We start from the raw sequence: 18,296 nt of genomic DNA on the forward strand, positions 1-18,296 counted from the left end.
AATAAAAATGAAAAAATTATGGACATTATTAATTGCTTTGACATTTATACTTGTACTTTCTGCATGTGGATCGTCTGAAGATAAAAATGAGAGTGGTGCTTCTAACGAAGAAAAAGAAACAACTAAATTAGTGGTAGGTGCTTCTAATGTACCGCACGCTGAAATTTTAGAGGAAGCTAAGCCGATTCTTAAAGAAAAAGGAATTGATTTGGAAATTGTTACTTTCCAAGATTATGTATTGCCAAACAAAGCATTAGAATCAAAAGAATTAGATGCTAACTATTTTCAACATATCCCTTATTTGGATCAACAAATTAAAGATAATGGATATGACTTTGTAAATGCAGGTGCTATTCACATTGAGCCAATGGCAGTTTTCTCAAAAAAATATAAAAGCTTAGATGAGCTTCCAGATGGAGCGACAATCATTCTAAGTAATTCAGTTGCTGAACATGGCCGCGTGCTTTCTCTTTTAGAAAAAGGTGGATTAATTAAACTAAAAGATGGAATTGATAAAGTGAATGCAACAATCGAAGATATTGTAGAAAATCCAAAAAATATTCAATTAAAAGCAGATTATGAGCCATCATTACTTCCTCAAATCTTCAATAATAATGAAGGGGATGCAGTTGTTATCAATGCAAACTATGCATTAGATGCAGGTTTAAACCCAGTAGAAGATTCAATTGAAATTGAAGGAAGTGAATCTCCATATGCGAATATCATTACCGTTCGTAAAGGAGATGAAAGCAAAGAAGCTATTAAGACATTGGTAGAAGTACTTCATTCAAAAGAAATTCAAGATTTCATCAATACAGAATATAAAGGTGCAGTTGTACCAGTTAGTGAATAAGATTTAAAGGAGATGTTCCTATAAAAGACCAAAACATAAAGCAAATATCCAATTGAGAATGAAGTCGCTTCTATCAATAATGGATATAGCTTGTGTATCGGTCTTTATAGGGACATTTTTTTATGATGTTTCAAAATAAAGTTGTTTTCAATGAAGATTTTCTCATTTTAAAGGGAGGATTCCATTTCCATTAAGTACTAGGGCTAAATTCAATACGTGTATAAATACTAAAACGATGCACTATATTAGTGCAGGATTTGACAGCCAGTAATAAATAGTTTAAAGTACCTATCATTTATACGAAAGTAACGTTATGGAATATAATAAGGAAAGAAATCGTTACCAAGATGACGGATAAATAGATATTGATAAGTGGATGAAGTGTATTTATTTTGTTTTTATGATAATTTTCCTTATAGAACTGGAAGCAATAGGTTGCTATCAGTTTTTATTTGTTATAAGATTAGAATGATAATAAATTGATAATGAAGTTTCGACAATTTTGTGAACAAAACTTCTTTTTACTATGGAGGTATTATAATATGAGTCAACCTAAATTAGTCATTAATGATTTACATGTTTCAATCGAAGAAAAAGAAATTATTAAAGGTCTTAACTTAGAAATCAAAGGTGGAGAAATTCACGCAATCATGGGACCAAACGGAACTGGTAAATCTACTTTATCTTCTGCAATCATGGGTCACCCGAAATATGAAGTAACTAGCGGTGAAGTAAGCCTTGATGACGAAGATGTATTAGAAATGGAAGTAGATGAGCGCGCGCGTGCAGGTCTATTTTTAGCGATGCAATATCCGAGCGAAATAAGTGGTGTAACAAATGCTGATTTCTTACGTTCTGCTTTAAACAGCCGCTTAGGCGAAGGAAATGAGATTTCATTAATGAAGTTTATCCGCAAAATGGATGAAAACATGGACTATCTAGAAATGGATCCAGATATGGCACAGCGTTATTTAAATGAAGGTTTCTCTGGTGGAGAGAAGAAACGTAATGAAATTCTTCAATTAATGATGTTAAACCCTAAAATTGCAATTTTAGATGAAATTGATTCTGGCTTAGACATTGATGCACTAAAAGTTGTTTCAAAAGGAATCAACAAAATGCGTAAAGAACGTAAAGAAGATTTTGGTTGCTTAATCATTACTCACTACCAACGTTTATTAAATTATATCACTCCTGATTACGTTCACGTAATGATGCAAGGTCGTGTTGTTAAATCTGGCGGTCCTGAGCTTGCACAACGCCTAGAAGCAGAAGGATATGATTGGATTAAAAAAGAGCTAGGTATTGAAGACGAAACTGTTGAACAAGAAGCGTAATTGTTAGGAGGATTGACCAATGACAACGGATATTAAATTACCATTTGACCAAGAATATCTTTCCTCTTTTTCGAAAGATATGAACGAGCCTTCTTGGCTAACGGAGCTGCGTGTTAATGCTTTAGAACAAGCAGATTCTCTTCCAATGCCAAGACCGGATAAAACAAATATTAAAAACTGGAACTTTACACAATTTGAAAAACACATTGTAAGCAGTGAAGATTTTTCTGATGTAAATGACTTGCCAGAACAAGTAAAAGCACTTATCGATTTAGAAAAGAATAAAACACTTTATATTCAAAGAAATAACCGTCCAACTTTCTTAGCTGTTTCGAATGAATTAAAAGAAAGTGGCGTAATTTTTACTGATATTTTCACAGCAGCTAGAGAGTATAGTGACTTATTGCAAAAATACTTTATGAAAGATGCTGTTAAAGTTGATGAGCATAAATTAACGGCTTTACATGCGGCTCTTTTAAATGGTGGAGTATTCTTGTATGTTCCTAAAAATGTAGTAGTGGAAGAACCAATTCAATCTATTTTCTTACATGATGACAAAGAAGCAAACCTTTTTAACCATGTTATTGTTGTAGCAGAAGATAATAGTTCTGTTGTTTATGTAGAAAACTATGTTTCTACCGTTGATCCTGAAGAAGCAGTGTTCAATATTGTTACAGAAGTAATTGCTAACGCAAATGCAAAAGTTCAATATGGGGCAGTTGATAATTTAGCGCATGGTGTTACTACGTATGTAAATCGCCGAGGTGTTGCAGGTCGTGATGCTAAAATTGAATGGGCATTAGGCTTCATGAATGATGGTAATACAATTTCTGATAATACCACATTCCTAATGGGCGATGGCTCATATGGTGACACAAAATCAGTAGTAGTTGGTCGCGGAGATCAAAAGCAAAACTTTACAACAAAAGTAGTTCATTATGGTAAGAGCTCAGAAGGCTATATCTTAAAGCATGGTGTAATGAAAGATAAAGCTTCTTCTATCTTCAATGGTATTGGAAAAATCGAACATGGTGCTACGAAAGCAAATGCAGAGCAAGAGTCTCGTGTTCTGATGTTAAGTGAAAAAGCTAGAGGCGATGCGAACCCAATTCTATTAATTGACGAAGATGATGTAACTGCAGGTCATGCTGCATCTGTTGGTAGAGTTGATCCTTTACAATTGTATTACTTAATGAGCCGTGGTATTCCGCAACATGAAGCAGAAAGATTAGTTATTCATGGTTTCCTTGCTCCAGTTGTAGAACAATTGCCAATTGAAGGTGTTAAAAAGCAATTAGTAGAGGTAATTGAAAGGAAAGTAAGATAATGGATAGTAAACATATTCGTTCTTACTTTCCGATTTTAAACCAAGAAGTCAACGGAAATCCTTTGGTTTATCTTGATAGTGCGGCCACTTCTCAAAAACCTGTCCAGGTAATTGAAACATTAGAAAAATACTATCGAGAGTATAATTCTAATGTTCACCGTGGCGTTCATACCTTAGGGACAAAAGCGACGGATGCTTACGAAGGAGCAAGGGAAAAGGTAAGGAAGTTTATCTCTGCTTCTTCGATAGAAGAAATTATCTTCACTCGCGGAACTACAACAGCTCTTAATACAGTTGCACAAAGCTATGCGATGGAAAATATAAAAGAGGGGGATGAAATAGTCATCACCCCAATGGAACATCATAGTAATATCATTCCATGGCAGCAAGTTGCTAAAAAAACGGGAGCAACACTTAAATATTTGCCTCTTCAAGCAGATGGCACGGTAGCGATTGCTGATGTGGAAGAAACAGTTACTCCGGCAACAAAGTTAGTTTCTATTGCTTATGTTTCTAATGTTCTAGGAGTTATTAATCCAATAAAAGAAATAGCTGCGATTGCGCATAAAAATGGAGCTGTTCTTGTAGTAGACGCAGCCCAAGGCGCTCCCCATGTAAAAATTGATGTGCAAGATTTGGATTGTGATTTTCTTGGGTTCTCTGCTCATAAAATGTGTGGTCCAACGGGAATTGGGGTACTTTATGGAAAGAAACATCTTTTAGAAAACATGGAGCCAATTGAATTTGGTGGGGAAATGATTGATTTTGTCGGATTATATGAATCTACTTGGAAAGAACTTCCTTGGAAGTTTGAAGCAGGGACGCCAATCATTGCAGGTGCTATTGGATTAGGGGCTGCAATTGATTTCCTCGAAGAAATCGGCTTAGAGAATATAACGGAACATGAGCATAAATTAGCAGCCTATGCAATAGAGAAAATGTCTTCTATTAACGGTTTAACAATTTATGGTCCGCAAAGTGCAAATAATCGGGCTGGCGTTATCACTTTTAATATTGAAGATGTTCACCCTCATGATGTTGCAACAGTGTTGGATGCTGAAGGAATTGCTGTACGTGCAGGACATCACTGTGCACAACCATTAATGAAATGGCTAAATGTTTCTGCAACCGCTCGTGCAAGTTTTTATCTATATAATTCGGAAGAAGATATTGATAAGCTTGTGGAAGGGATTGGCAAAACAAAGGAGTATTTTAGCGATGTCTTTTAATAATTTAGATTCTCTTTATAGAAGTGTTATTATGGATCATTATAAAAATCCTCGGAACAAAGGAGTTCTTGAAGGTAGCTTGACCGTTAATATGAATAATCCAACTTGTGGGGACCGCATTCTTCTAACAATGAAATTGGAAGATGGGGTTGTCGTCGATACGAAATTTGATGGAGAAGGATGCTCTATTAGCATGTCTTCTGCATCCATGATGACACAAGCAATTAAAGGAAAGACAGTCGAGCAGGCGTTGAAAATGTCTGAGTCATTCTCTGAGATGATTCAAGGAAAAGACTACTCGGATGATATGGACTTGGGGGACATTGAAGCACTTCAAGGTGTTAGTAAATTCCCTGCAAGAATCAAATGTGCAACACTAGCTTGGAAGGCAATGGAAAAAGGGATAAACGAAGGTTAAATTCGTAGGATTACCACCAAGGTTGCATGTAGAATGGAGGAAAATGAAATGGCAAAAAAGATGCCCGAAATTGGGGATTATAAATATGGATTTTCAGACAAAGACGTTTCTATCTTTCGTTCCAAACGTGGATTAACGAAAGAAATCGTTGAAGAAATTTCAAAAATGAAGGCTGAACCACAATGGATGTTAGACTTCCGCTTGAAATCATTAGAGCATTTTTATAAAATGCCAATGCCACAATGGGGTGGCGATCTATCTGCTTTAAACTTTGATGAAATTACGTATTATGTAAAACCATCAGAGAAGACAGAAAGATCTTGGGATGAAGTACCAGATGAAATCAAACAAACATTTGATAAGCTTGGTATTCCAGAAGCAGAGCAAAAATACTTAGCTGGTGTGTCTGCTCAGTATGAATCAGAGGTTGTTTACCATAATATGCAAGAAGATCTTGAGAAAATGGGGATTGTTTTCAAAGATACGGATTCTGCATTAAGAGAAAATGAAGATATTTTCCGTGAGCATTGGGCAACAGTTATCCCAGCCACAGATAATAAGTTTGCTGCCTTAAACTCAGCAGTATGGTCTGGTGGATCTTTCATTTATGTTCCAAAAGGAATTAAAGTGGATACGCCATTACAAGCGTACTTCCGTATTAACTCTGAAAATATGGGACAATTTGAAAGAACGTTAATCATCGTGGATGAGGGTGCAAGTGTGCATTACGTTGAAGGATGTACAGCACCAGTATACACAACTAACTCTCTTCATAGTGCGGTTGTTGAAATCATTATTAAAAAAGATGCATATTGCCGTTATACGACGATTCAAAACTGGGCAAATAACGTATACAATTTAGTTACAAAGCGTGCTGTTTGTGATGCGAATGCTACAATGGAATGGATCGATGGAAATATTGGTTCTAAATTAACGATGAAATACCCTGCTGTTATCTTAAGAGGGGAAGGCGCAAGAGGAATGACTTTATCTATCGCTCTTGCTGGTAAAGGACAACACCAAGATGCTGGAGCAAAAATGCTTCACTTAGCTCCAAATACATCATCTACGATTGTTTCTAAATCTATTTCGAAACAAGGTGGAAAAGTAACATACCGTGGGATTGTTCACTTTGGACGTAAAGCCGATGGTGCCCGTTCCAATATCGAATGTGACACATTAATTATGGATAACAAGTCTACTTCCGATACTATTCCATACAATGAAATTTTAAATGACAATATTTCATTAGAGCACGAAGCAAAAGTTTCGAAAGTATCTGAAGAGCAATTATTCTACCTAATGAGTAGAGGCATTTCCGAAGAAGAAGCAACAGAAATGATCGTAATGGGCTTTATCGAGCCATTCACAAAAGAATTACCAATGGAATATGCAGTTGAAATGAACCGTCTGATCAAGTTCGAGATGGAAGGTTCTATCGGTTAATATTTCTTAAGATAGGAGGCGAACTTTTCGAAGTTCGTCTTCTTTTTTATGCTAGGATGTTGAAGAGGCAACGGAATTATAAATATTTGGTCAGACCACTTTAATTTTATCCTCTTTTCCTATATAATTTCTTTATTGGAAAAGAGGGTGTATGATGGAGAAAACAAAACCTTATGGAACAGTCCTATTAAGGGCTGCAAAAATTATGGATTATCTTTCGGAAAATCCAAATCAAACTTTGCAAAGTATTGCTCAAAACACAGAAATGACCACTTCTACTACTTTAAAAATATTGGACACTTTATTGTTGATAGGCTTTGTTAGCAGGGATAAAAATAAAAATTATCGATTAGGATCCAAACTTATTCGGTATGCCAATCAAGGTGTGGATCAACTGGATTTAGTAGAGTTAACTTTTCCTTATTTAGAAAAACTGCAAAAATTAATTGATGAAACCATTCATTTAGGTGTACTCGCAGACAATGAAATTTTATATGTAAACAAATTAGAGGCTAAACATCAGACAATAAGAATGTCATCAAGGGTAGGGATAACAAGACCTTTATACAGTTCAGCAATGGGAAAAGCCGTTCTGGCAGAATTTGATGAAGAGGATTATTCACAATATATAAAAGAAACTCCATTAGTTCCATTTACAGAGCATACAATAACGAACTCTTTAAAACTGGCTTCCGAGCTACAGAAAGTGAGAGAGACTGGTATTGCCTTTGATGATGAAGAAATGGAGAAGGATATTTTCTGTATTGGAGCTTCCTTAAAAAAAGATGGGGAAATCATTGGGGCTTTTAGTGTAAGTATGCCGAAATATAGGCTCACCGAAGACTTTAAAAGGCAAATAATTAAGGCAATCGTCGAAACGAAAAATGAGGTAATTCAAGCTGTGGCTCATTAAATCGTTTCGGCGATTTTTTATATTTTATGACTAGCGTTTACATTTTTCGAAAAAGTATGTATAATCAAATTGAGGTTTCTTAATAATAAAATTAAATTTCTAAATAAGAAAAGAGTGAGCGGAATGAAAAGAGTGGAAACATTACAACGCTTAAAAAATGCTGGGGTAATTGCGGTAGTTAGAGGTAATAGCAAGGAAGAGGCTGTGCAGGCAAGCAGCGCAGTAGTTCAGGGTGGCATGAAGGGAATCGAATTAACTTTTACTGTTCCTAATGCAGATAAAGCGATTAGTGAATTAGTAGAGTTGTATAAGGATAATTCTGACATTGTCATTGGTGCAGGGACTGTATTGGATGTAGTAACTGCTCGTTTAGCTATCATGGCTGGAGCAGAATATATTGTTAGCCCAAACTTTGATAAAGAAACTGCAGAATTATGTAATCTTTATCAAACACCATATCTTCCAGGGTGCTTAACCATTACAGAAATGAAAGAGGCATTAAAAGCAGGAGTAGATATTATCAAGCTATTCCCAGGTAGCGCTTACGGTCCAAGTATTGTATCCGCATTTAAAGCGCCGATGCCGCAAGTTAATATTATGCCAACAGGTGGAGTAAGCTTGGAAAACATGGAAGAGTGGTTTAAAGCAGGGGTAGTAGCAGTTGGAGTTGGAGGAAATCTATTAGCACCTGTGGCAAATGGAGATTTTGACAAAGTTACAGAGATTGCTAGTCAATATATGGATAAACTTCATCAAATTAAAGGAGCATAAAGATGGGAAAAGTAGTCACATTAGGTGAAATCATGCTTCGTCTTTCAACGAATTCTGGAGTTCGCATTGCTCAGGCTGATAGTCTTCATGCTCACTATGGCGGTGGAGAAGCAAATGTCGCAATTTCACTTGCCAATTTTGGTCACGATGTCTATTTTGCTAGTAAAACTCCAGAAAATGGCTTAGGAGAAGGAGTAGAAAAGCATTTAAATCGCTATAGAGTACATACTGATTTTCTTTTAAAAGGAGGATCTCGGTTAGGTACTTATTATGTAGAAGCTGGAATTGGTGAAAGAGCGGCAAATGTCATTTATGACCGCGCAGGGTCAAGTTTTGCTGAAATGACGGAAAGTGAGTGGCAAAAGGAAGAGCTATTTAGCAATGTTGATATCTTTCATATCTCAGGAATTACTCCTGCATTATCCTCTGATTGGAAAAAAATAACGATAACCCTTATTAAAGCGGCAAAAGACGCTGGCTGCAAAATCAGCTTTGATATAAACTATCGTGGGAAATTATGGTCCCAAAAAGAAGCAGGAGAGACGATTTCAGAAATTTTGCCACATGTAGATTATTGTTCCGCAGGCAAGCTTGATGCAATCTATCTTTTGGGAATCACTGAATACACTGGCGATGAGAATGAATTAGCCTACTACTATCAAGAGATACAGAAGAAGTTTCCGAATATTTCTATTTTATATTCTACGAAAAGAAACGTGCTTTCCGCTAGTAGCAATGAATTAATAGGAACACTATGGATGAACGATAGCTACTATGAATCACAAAAACATCTAATTAATCCCATTGTTGATCGAGTAGGCGGAGGAGATGCTTTTGCGGGAGGCGTTCTTCATGGAATATTAGTCCAAAACACACCCCAGGAGATGATTAATTTTGCTACAGCTGCATCTGCTTTAAAACATACTGTTTATGGTGATTGCAATCAATTTAGCGAGCAAGAAGTAACGAGCTTTTTATTAGCTGGATCTGGAAAAATAAATCGATAGAAGTATTTTAAAATGCAAAATGTGCACAACTTCCACGTGATGGCTAAGTATGAGGAGAATAAAGCATTTAATGATGAGTAGTAAACAAATTAAAAAATCTTGGTGAAGGTTCTCACCAGGATTTTTTATAATGGCAATATAATTGTATTTTTACATATTTCAATAATTATCCTCAAATGAAAACTGTTCCATTTGCTGATTTATAGTACCATAACTAACAGTGTCTATTGTATAAAATTTGTTTCTGCAATGGTGAAAAGATCTCGATTATTTCCACTCCTTTTATAGTATATGTTTTCCTCAATTTAAATGTAAATCCTTATAGAAATCTCTAAATCCTAACATATAGAGGGAAGGATATTCAAAATAAACTAATCATATTTGAATAAAAACGAGCTTTTTTACCCCTTTGGATAACACAGAGTATTTTCTCTATTTCTTTAAACTTAGTTATTTATGGTGATTATGATATGATATCTAGTGTAGAGGAATAGATATTGTTATTATTTATTGTTTTTTTCAAGGCGCAGTTATCGTCTAATCGAAGTGGCTACCACATCGAGAAAGACTTACATAGAGGTGATTTAATTGATTCATATTGGTTTAACTGGCTGGGGAGACCATACAAGTCTTTATGGAAAAAATACTTCATCGCAGAATAAATTAGTGGAGTATGCTGGTTATTTTCCGACAGTGGAAGTAGATGCTTCTTTTTATGCCGTGCAACCAGTGCGCAACGCAGAATCTTGGGTACGGAAAACACCAAAATCCTTTCAATTTATAGTAAAGGCATATCAAGGAATGACAGGACATAACCGCGGGGACATTCCATTTTCTTCCCATGAAGAAATGTTTTTTGCGTTTATTGACTCCTTAGTTCCTTATATAAAAGCAGGAAAACTTGCTATGGTATTATTTCAATTTCCACCATGGTTTGATTGTACAAAGGAAAATGTCCAATACTTAAGAGCTTGTAAGAAGAAAATGGGTGATATACCATGCGCCCTTGAATTTCGACATCAATCATGGTTTGATGAAAAGTATCGGAAAAGTACGCTTCAGTTTATGAGAGAAGAGAATTGGATTCATAGTATTTGTGATGAGCCACAAGTAATGCCAGGGTCTGTTCCTACTGTGTTAAAGGCTGTTGGCGAGGAAAAGGTGCTAATTCGTCTTCACGGTAGAAATTACTATGGATGGCAACAAAATAACAATCCAAATTGGCGAGAGGTTCGCTATTTATATCGCTATAATACGATGGAATTAAAAGAATGGGTCGAAAATATTAGTCAGCTTGAAAAGGAATGTAAAAATGTTTATGTTCTTTTTAATAATAACTCTGGTGGAGATGCTGCTGACAACGGCAAAGAACTTATTGAATTACTAAATATAGAATATACGGATTTAGCTCCAAGACAATTAGATTTATTTTAAAATAGTGGAGCAAATCGAAGAAGGAGAAGACGAATCTCCTTGGATAAATAAATGCCTAATAAAAAGAGAAAAATTCAAAACAAGGAAGGCGAGAAGATGGAAGTCATCCATATATATCATACTAATGATTTACATAGCCATTTTGAAAATTGGCCAAGAATTTATGAATTGCTGCGTGAAAGAAAAAAATGGCATGAAGAGGCCGGCGAAGCTGTTTATTTATTTGATATAGGCGACCATTTGGATTTGTCTCATCCTTATACTGAAGCGACGAAAGGTAGAATTAATACAGAGCTATTAAATAAAGAGCGCTATGATGCAGTGACAATAGGGAACAATGAAGGGATTACCTTGCCATATGAGGCATTAGATCACTTATATGATGGTGCCTTATTCGATGTAATTGTTGCAAACCTTTATAAGAAGAACAGAGAACGACCAGCATGGGCTATCCCTCATCAAATATATACTACCGCAAAAGGAACAAAAATTGGTGTAGTTGGCATTACTGCATATTTTGAACAATTATATGAGCTTTTAGGATGGAAGTTGACAGAACCCATGCAAGAACTATCTAAGCAAATAGAAGAGCTTAGAGGACAGGTAGACATCATTATATTGTTATCCCATTTAGGAATAAATGATGATGAGATGATAGCAACAAATTTTCCAGAAATAGATGTTATTTTGGGTGCACATACACACCATATTTTTCATCAAGGAAAAATAATCAATAATAATCTCCAAGGTGCTGCCGGAAAGTATGGCTATTATGTAGGCCATATTGAAATAAAGATTGATGATTTAAAGAAAGTAATGGATAAAAAGGCAATATTATATGAAACAAGTAAATTGCCGATAGCGAACGAGGAAGAAGCCATCATTGAAAATTATTACTTGCAAGGGAAACAAGCTTTATCAGAAAAAGCAGTTACCATTGATGAGTACTATTCTCGTGAATTTCTTGCGAAAATACTCTGTGAAAAATTAGTCTCATGGTGTCATTCTGATTGCGCCATCCTTAATGAAGGATTAATACTAAATGGCTTACAGCCAGGGGATGTTACTTTCTTTGATTTATTATCCATTTGTCCACATCCGATTAATCCATGTAATGTTACCTTAACAGGAGCTGAATTAAAGGAAATTTTGCTTGATATGAAAGCAGAAAAATGGGAGACGTTGCAGGTGAAAGGTCTCGGCTTTAGAGGGACTTTAATGGGGAAAATGATTTCAGCGGGAATTACAGAAGAAAAAAGTGGAGAAAGAGTTAGATATTTTATACAATCTAAAGAAATACTAGCAGATCAGTACTATGTCATTACAGTGCCAGATATGTTGACGTTTGGTAATTTCTTTCCATCTATTTATCGAGCTGCAAAGAAAGACTATTTTCTTCCTGAATTTATGCGAAATATACTTGCAGAAAGGTTGCGAAATAGGATAAAAGCATAAGGAGCTATTTTTTTGTGGAATTTTGAAATGCAAGAATTTAACTAACACAGATTCCTCCTCTTTTGAATATAATTACCATGAAGGTAAAGAGAGGAGTGAGCACAAAGTATTATGATTGATGTGTATCCTGTTGATATCAATGGACATACTTTTATTGCGGTCTCAGTACTATTGCCTAAAACTACCTTGCTTGCAGTGAAAAATGATAAGGGGTATATCATGTGCGGTGCGCTAGATATAGGATTGTTAAATGATAAGCTAAAGGACAGAAAGATAATTGCTGGAAGAGCAGTTGGAGTTAGAACGATTGAGCAATTACTAGAGGCGCCTTTGGAGTCAGTTACAGTAGAAGCGGAGACTTATGGAATTCATAAAGGCATGATAGGCAAAGAAGCATTACTGAAAATGGTTTAATAATATAAGTGTACAGAAAGCTTAACGAATGGGGATTTTTATTTTCGTTAAGCTTTCTTTCTATAAGGAATAATTTTCTTTTTATTTTCAATAGGTCTAAAGAAACAAGAGGAATTGTACGATATAATAATTATATACAAAAATAATTAGGAGCCATTAAAGCATGAAATTAGTTGGGACGAAAAATATACAAGAAGGTGCTATCTTAGCAAAGCCCATTTTAAATGATCGTGGAAAGGTGTTAGTAAATAGTGGGGTGCGACTAGAGGATAGAATTATTAAAAGGCTGCTTGATTTTGGCGTCAGCTACGTATATTTGGAGGATAAGCATACAAAGGATATAGAAGTAATTGCTGCAATTTCAGATCAAGTTAAGATGGAAGCGATGAAAACGATTGAGAATAGTTTTCAGGCCATTAAACAGACAGATTCTTCCAATGTATCAATGGTAATGGAAAAAAACACTCCTATTTTTAAAAAGCTAGTTGGAAAAGTACTAGCAGAGTTAAAGAATAATGAAGATCTATATTCTATTATGTCAGATGTATATTTGTATGATAATTATATTTTTTCACATAGCTTAAATGTTACCATTTATACATTGGCATTAGGTTTAGAATTAAAACTTTCTCCTAAGCAGATGGAAATTATCGGATTAGGGGCTATTTTGCATGATATTGGTAAAATGAGCATTCCTTTAGAGATTTTAATGAAACCAGGAAAATTGACAGAAGAGGAATATGAAATAGTAAAGAGCCATGCAGAGGCAGGATTTGAAATCCTAAGAAATGTCCAGGCTCTTCCGTTATTAGTTGCTCATTGTGCTTATCAGCATCATGAGCGTTTGAATGGAACTGGTTATCCTAGGGGTTTGATAGAAGAAGACATACACTTATTCGGGAAAATAATTGCTGTTGCAGATGTATTTGATGCAATAACATCAAATCGTGTTTATCATGATGCCCTATTACCACATGAAGCACTGGAAATTTTATATACTGGCTCGAGTCAACTGTATGACGCGAAAATTGTCGAAGCTTTTAGAAGGGCAATTGTTCTTTATCCAAATGGATTGAGTGTAAAGCTAAGTAATGGAGAAAAAGGAATTGTCTGCAAACAAAATAAAGGAATGAATGAAAGACCGATTATTCGAATAATTGAACAAGATGGTAAAGAAATCCCTCCTTACGATTTAGATTTAAAAGAAGATTTTTCTATTCTCATAACGGAATGTGATACGATTCATCACCCATTATAGACTGCACCAATAATGGCGATAAGAATGAGCAAATTCATCTTATCGCCAGCGAACTTAACGAAATTTTTATTTTTTATTTTTTATTTCGTGCTCTTATCTGTTCTTGTCTTTCCCATAATCGTAAGTGAGCATACGGATCAAAAGACCATTCTGTATATCCATTATCTTTATAGATTCCATAATGCAGATGTGGCGGGAATTTTCCTGACGTTCCTGGTGGTCCATATCCTGAACTCCCAACCCCTCCGATTAGCATACCTGGTTCGACTATCATACCTGCTTTTATATCTTTAGAAAATCCACTTAAATGGGCAAAATAATGATAGTTATTGTTAATATCTCTTATGCCAATTCGCCATCCACCATAATTATTCCAACCTTTCATTTCGACAATACCATAGGAAGTCGCTTTCACAGGGACACCATAGTCTGCAAAAATGTCGGTTCCTTCATGGATACGTTTTCCTCCCCAGCCGCGTGCATCCCCCCAAGTACTTCGGTAGCTATGATTACTTCTTAACGGAAGAGGGAAGGCGTGATCATCCAAATTTAATCTTCCAAAATGTTTATATATTGCAGCTTTTCCCATTATGATACTTACTGTTTTATCTCTTTTATAGTAATTCCATAAACCGATTCTAAAGTTATCCTCATCCACTCCGTATTGGCTTATATAATTAGAGAATGCGGAGAGGATATCTTCATCATTAAATCGATCTGCCTTTCCATCTCCATTACCATCTGCTCCCAGTCCTCCAAATAAAGGAATGGTTAAAGGATTGGTATCATCGGAATTTGGATTGATAATGCCTGCCCATTTTTCTTTTGTAAAATAAATCCCAGTAAGACCTTCTGCTTTTGGGATATCTTTTCTTGCGGAGCGAATATTTCTCTCATATTGATCGACAGCCGCTATATAATACCAAGGTATTTGATACAACGCTTCGACTTTGTTATACAGTTCCATTCGTTTCGTATAAGGATCATTCGTTTTTTCAGTCGCGTATGTGACAGTGTTAGGTAGTAAAAACATAAGTATAATGATTAAAAACATGAACCTGCGCAAAAGATAATCCCTCCCTTCATATTCTGTCGTTATATTTTGTGAAGTAATAGGAAAAAAATAATTATCAATTAATGGTAATCTTTATAATCAATAACTTGTAGAGGTATTTGCATTATGTTAAAGTGACAAATGAAGTGGGGAATTCCTTCTATTATGTGTAACATTACAAAGTTTTCTGATTGGATATTGTTATACAATACTGTTTTTAGGTAAATGATGAAAATTATTTTACTAGGAGATGAATATGGTGTCAGAGAAAAAACAAGAATATTTACGCAAGCCTGAATGGTTGAAAATTAAGTTGAATACGAATGAAAATTATACAGGTTTGAAAAAAATGATGAAGGAAAAACAACTACATACAGTTTGTGAGGAAGCAAAATGTCCAAATATCCATGAATGTTGGGCTGTAAGAAGAACAGCGACATTTATGATTCTAGGAGATACTTGCACAAGAGCTTGTCGTTTTTGTGCAGTAAAAACAGGCTTACCGACAGAACTAGATTGGCAAGAGCCTGAAAGAGTTGCTGATTCTGTTTTTACGATGAATTTAAAGCATGTCGTCATTACTGCTGTTGCAAGAGATGATTTAAAAGACGGCGGTGCAGCTGTTTTTGCAGAAACGGTTCGCGCCATTCGCAGAAAAAATCCATTCACCAGCATTGAAGTACTACCTTCCGATATGGGAGGCGTAGAAGAAAACCTACGTATGTTAATGGATGCTAAACCTGATATCTTGAACCATAATATTGAAACAGTAGAAAGATTAACCCCTAGAGTACGCGCAAGAGCAAAATACCATCGTTCCCTTGAATTTTTACGCAGAGCAAAGGAAATGCAGCCTACTATACCGACTAAATCTAGTATTATGATCGGTTTAGGAGAAACAAAAGAAGAAATTGTTGCAACGATGGATGATCTCAGAGAAAATAACGTTGATATTATGACAATAGGGCAGTATTTGCAACCAACTGCCAAGCATTTAAAAGTGCAAAAATATTATCATCCAGATGAATTTAAAGAATTGAAAGAAATTGCATTAAGTAAAGGATTTAGCCATTGTGAAGCAGGACCATTAGTTCGTTCTTCTTATCATGCAGATGAGCAAGTGAATGAAGCGAAAAAGAATCAACAAATGGCTGAACATGCAAAAGAAGCTTAAAAAAGATCCCTTCTGGGGGTCTTTTTTGTTGTCTAAGCGGAAAAAATTTTTGAGTTTTTCATGGATCCTAAGTGTACCCCTATATATTTAATGGAATTATTTATATTACATAAATCACGATTCGCCAAAATGATTAAAACATAAAAAATATAAAATTCTGTTTTTTATAGGAAGAAATTATTGCTTTTGCTATGTAAATATCCTTCCTAAGGTTATAATGAAAGTGGGTAATATTATGATTAGACTATATATATGAAATCCATATAGGTTTTGAGGTGATACGATTGGTTTGTATTAATAACAATTGTTATGAACTGATTGAAGAAAGAAAATCAGGTTTTAATGAAGAAGCGTTTAAAAATAGATTTAGTGATATATTATCAAAATACGACTATATTGTCGGAGATTGGGGCTATGGACAATTAAGACTACGTGGTTTCTTTGATGACAATAATCAAAAATCAAGCTTTGACACAAAAATAAGTACATTAACAGAGTATTTGTATGAATATTGTAATTTTGGCTGTGCATATTTTGTAGTGAAAAAAACGAAATAGTATTTAGCAATCCTTCCGATTATGCTTGAAGAAGGAGCTTCCATTCTGAAAAAAATGAGAAATGGGTCTGTTTTGAAGCGGTGTTTTAATAGGATATAGCTTTTATTATTGTAACTTGGCATAAGCTACTTGATTTTTTAAATAAATCTATATCTATAAACCGTTTCTTACAAGTAAGGTAAACCTTTAATGTTTTTCTACTCTACATTTAAAAAATTCCTAAGTGCTGCTTTTTGCAAGTAATTGCTTGAATTGTAAGCACAAAAAGTAAAGGAAAAGTCCATCGCAAGAGATGTAAAATGCTTATTTGTAACAGGAAAAGTTGGCTTTTGAGAGGAATGGAGCTATGAAATATCAAGAAAATATATATTCAAGGTTATTCAATTGGGGGAAATTATTGTTACCAGCAAAATGTATAAAGTATTTTCCACCCTCATTTGTTTTACGAGACCCTATTATTCATCAAGTAGAGAAAGCAATGAAGAATGGATATGAGGTGACCGTTGTTGTAATTGATATAATAAATTTACATAGAATCAAGCAACAATTAGAAGTGCGGGATTTTTTAGAGTATATTCGGTTTCTAAAAAAGTCTTTTCGTGCAACGATTCAATCATTGGATATTTCAAATGAATTTATGGCTATTCATGATTTCAGCCCAAATAGCCTGACAATGTTTATTAAATGGAAGCAAGGAACGGAATGCCTACCACTCCTGGATGATCTAATAAAAAGTATTATACATAATGTTGAAAGAGTTTTTCGAGAAACAGGGAGGGTTCAACCTGTATTTAATTCTGGGTATATGTTTATCGAGAAAAAATATACTTATCTTCAGGATGCCATTCAAACGGCTTATGAATTAGCGCTTGCAATGGCACATAAAAGATCTGATACAGAATTCAATAAATTAGTCCATGAATTAAGCGATATTGTCGCCCATAAGCGTATTTGTTTATTAGCCCAGCCAATTATGGATGTAGAAACAAATAAAATTCATGCCTGTGAAATGCTGACAAGAGGACCAAAAGGAACGGCATTAGAAAATCCTCTTCAGTTGTTCTCCTTAGCAAGGCAAACAAAATTCTTGTATGATCTTGAAATGATTGTACTGGAAAAAGCTTTTGAACAAATTCAGCATACAAAATGGAAGCACAATATCTTTATTAACTTTACACCTGTTACAATAGGCAATCCAAGATTTATTAAAGATATTAAAAATGTTATCCGTCGATTTAAAGGGATTTCCCCCCAAAAAATAACGATTGAGATTACGGAGAGAGATTCATTTGAAGGTTTAGAGCATTTTTCTAATAATCTGAAAGTGTTAAGAATGATTGGTTTTTTAATCGCGGTAGATGATACAGGAGCAGGCTATGCAAGCCTTCATTCTATAAGTGAAATTATGCCAGATATTATAAAAATTGACCGGTCTGTTATCCAGAATATTGATAAAAATTCAGTGAAAGAATCAATGCTAAAAGGGCTGCTTCTCATCGCTAAAGAAGTAGGTTCAGTTGTTGTTGCAGAAGGCATCGAAAGTGCAGAAGAAGCCTCTGTTTTATCAAAGAATAAAGTTGATTTAGCTCAAGGATATTTCTATGCCAAGCCAACTAGCTTAAGTGATCACTTACAAATCTCATAAGGCA

General features: G+C 35.0%; 17 protein-coding genes. 16 read left to right on the plus strand and 1 reads right to left on the minus strand.

All coding sequences use genetic code 11. The features are described 5' to 3' along the window. Positions 1 to 7 precede the first annotated feature (7 nt). The 13 genes from ACTQ5K_RS14720 to ACTQ5K_RS14780 all read left to right on the plus strand — a co-directional run bounded on the left by ACTQ5K_RS14720 (position 8) and on the right by ACTQ5K_RS14780 (position 13,862). A complete protein-coding gene (locus ACTQ5K_RS14720; RefSeq protein WP_251628076.1) occupies positions 8 to 853 on the plus strand; it encodes a MetQ/NlpA family ABC transporter substrate-binding protein in 846 nt (281 codons plus the stop codon). Positions 854 to 1,395: 542 nt separating this feature from the next. Then, positions 1,396 to 2,190 (plus strand): Fe-S cluster assembly ATPase SufC, encoded by a 795-nt coding sequence (gene sufC / locus ACTQ5K_RS14725; RefSeq protein WP_251628075.1) that lies wholly within the window; start codon positions 1,396 to 1,398, stop codon positions 2,188 to 2,190. A 19-nt stretch (positions 2,191 to 2,209) separates the two neighbouring features. Beyond that, entirely contained in the window at positions 2,210 to 3,517 is a 1,308-nt protein-coding gene (gene sufD / locus ACTQ5K_RS14730) for a Fe-S cluster assembly protein SufD (protein ID WP_251628074.1), read from the plus strand. Further along, on the plus strand, positions 3,517 to 4,746 hold the full coding sequence (locus ACTQ5K_RS14735; RefSeq protein WP_031536330.1) for a cysteine desulfurase: 1,230 nt from the start codon (positions 3,517 to 3,519) through the stop codon (positions 4,744 to 4,746). Before sufD ends, ACTQ5K_RS14735 begins: the two co-directional genes overlap by 1 nt. Next, a complete protein-coding gene (gene sufU, locus ACTQ5K_RS14740) occupies positions 4,736 to 5,164 on the plus strand; it encodes a Fe-S cluster assembly sulfur transfer protein SufU (protein WP_235248142.1) in 429 nt (142 codons plus the stop codon). Before ACTQ5K_RS14735 ends, sufU begins: the two co-directional genes overlap by 11 nt. A gap of 48 nt (positions 5,165 to 5,212) precedes the next feature. Next, the gene (sufB, locus tag ACTQ5K_RS14745) at positions 5,213 to 6,610 is read left to right on the plus strand and encodes a Fe-S cluster assembly protein SufB (RefSeq protein WP_031536328.1); all 1,398 of its coding nucleotides are present in this window, start codon (positions 5,213 to 5,215) and stop codon (positions 6,608 to 6,610) included. Between the two features lie 154 nt (positions 6,611 to 6,764). Continuing rightward, positions 6,765 to 7,523 carry an IclR family transcriptional regulator gene (locus ACTQ5K_RS14750; RefSeq protein ID WP_251628073.1) on the plus strand — a complete coding sequence of 253 codons (759 nt, stop codon included), beginning with the start codon at positions 6,765 to 6,767 and terminating at the stop codon, positions 7,521 to 7,523. A gap of 123 nt (positions 7,524 to 7,646) precedes the next feature. Beyond that, on the plus strand, positions 7,647 to 8,294 hold the full coding sequence (locus tag ACTQ5K_RS14755) for a bifunctional 4-hydroxy-2-oxoglutarate aldolase/2-dehydro-3-deoxy-phosphogluconate aldolase (RefSeq protein WP_251628072.1): 648 nt from the start codon (positions 7,647 to 7,649) through the stop codon (positions 8,292 to 8,294). Between the two features lie 2 nt (positions 8,295 to 8,296). Further along, on the plus strand, positions 8,297 to 9,301 hold the full coding sequence (locus tag ACTQ5K_RS14760; RefSeq protein ID WP_251628069.1) for a sugar kinase: 1,005 nt from the start codon (positions 8,297 to 8,299) through the stop codon (positions 9,299 to 9,301). 588 nt (positions 9,302 to 9,889) lie between these two features. Then, the gene (locus tag ACTQ5K_RS14765; protein WP_251628067.1) at positions 9,890 to 10,735 is read left to right on the plus strand and encodes a DUF72 domain-containing protein; all 846 of its coding nucleotides are present in this window, start codon (positions 9,890 to 9,892) and stop codon (positions 10,733 to 10,735) included. 96 nt (positions 10,736 to 10,831) lie between these two features. Then, a complete protein-coding gene (locus ACTQ5K_RS14770) occupies positions 10,832 to 12,190 on the plus strand; it encodes a bifunctional metallophosphatase/5'-nucleotidase (protein WP_441994025.1) in 1,359 nt (452 codons plus the stop codon). 111 nt (positions 12,191 to 12,301) lie between these two features. Then, the gene (locus ACTQ5K_RS14775) at positions 12,302 to 12,604 is read left to right on the plus strand and encodes a YunC family protein (RefSeq protein WP_251628063.1); all 303 of its coding nucleotides are present in this window, start codon (positions 12,302 to 12,304) and stop codon (positions 12,602 to 12,604) included. A gap of 163 nt (positions 12,605 to 12,767) precedes the next feature. After that, complete coding sequence (locus tag ACTQ5K_RS14780; protein WP_251628061.1) at positions 12,768 to 13,862, plus strand: HD-GYP domain-containing protein; 1,095 nt, start codon at positions 12,768 to 12,770, stop codon at positions 13,860 to 13,862. Between the two features lie 73 nt (positions 13,863 to 13,935). Here ACTQ5K_RS14780 and ACTQ5K_RS14785 read toward each other — a convergent pair whose 3' ends face one another. Then, the gene (locus tag ACTQ5K_RS14785; RefSeq protein WP_284561431.1) at positions 13,936 to 14,895 is read right to left on the minus strand and encodes a M23 family metallopeptidase; all 960 of its coding nucleotides are present in this window, start codon (positions 14,893 to 14,895) and stop codon (positions 13,936 to 13,938) included. A gap of 277 nt (positions 14,896 to 15,172) precedes the next feature. Between ACTQ5K_RS14785 and lipA the strand changes: the two genes are divergently transcribed. From lipA to ACTQ5K_RS14800, 3 genes are all read left to right on the plus strand, one after another. Continuing rightward, positions 15,173 to 16,090: a lipoyl synthase gene (gene lipA / locus ACTQ5K_RS14790; protein WP_441994026.1), complete on the plus strand. Its 918-nt coding sequence runs from the start codon at positions 15,173 to 15,175 to the stop codon at positions 16,088 to 16,090. A 284-nt stretch (positions 16,091 to 16,374) separates the two neighbouring features. Beyond that, positions 16,375 to 16,647, plus strand: a complete 273-nt coding sequence (locus ACTQ5K_RS14795) for a YutD family protein (RefSeq protein WP_031536307.1) — start codon at positions 16,375 to 16,377, stop codon at positions 16,645 to 16,647. Between the two features lie 346 nt (positions 16,648 to 16,993). Beyond that, positions 16,994 to 18,292, plus strand: a complete 1,299-nt coding sequence (locus ACTQ5K_RS14800) for an EAL domain-containing protein (protein ID WP_251628059.1) — start codon at positions 16,994 to 16,996, stop codon at positions 18,290 to 18,292. Positions 18,293 to 18,296: the final 4 nt, after the last annotated feature.

Origin of the sequence: Niallia sp. Sow4_A1, from assembly GCF_052116745.1 — a bacterium.
GTDB classification, from domain to species: domain Bacteria; phylum Bacillota; class Bacilli; order Bacillales; family Cytobacillaceae; genus Niallia; species Niallia hominis.